Annotated in this window: 1 pseudogene; it reads left to right on the top strand. The window is 64.9% G+C overall.

The annotated features are described in order from the left end of the window. Positions 1-279: pseudogene (locus SM755_RS23485) on the top strand (mRNA surveillance protein Pelota); the annotation flags it as partial.

Raw genomic sequence — 279 nt, 5'->3', positions numbered from 1 at the left:
ACGCGGATCACCCTCGTCCCGGAGAGCCTGGACGACCTCTGGCACCTGCAGTACGTGCTCGAACCCGGTGACTCCGTCTCGGGCGACACGACGCGGCGCATACAGCGCGACGACGACAAGATGCGCGATACCGGCGGACAGCGCGAACACATGTACGTCACCATCGAGGTGGACTCCGTCGAGTTCGCCAAGTTCGCCAACCGCCTGCGGGTCGGCGGGGAGATAGTCGACACCTCCCGCGAGGACCAACTCGGCTTCCATCACACGCTCAACGTCGAA

The sequence above is a fragment of the Natrialba sp. PRR66 genome (assembly GCF_034808065.1).
In the GTDB taxonomy this organism is placed as follows: Archaea; Halobacteriota; Halobacteria; order Halobacteriales; family Natrialbaceae; genus Natrialba; species Natrialba aegyptia.
This window is presented reverse-complemented; position numbering and strand designations above follow the sequence as displayed.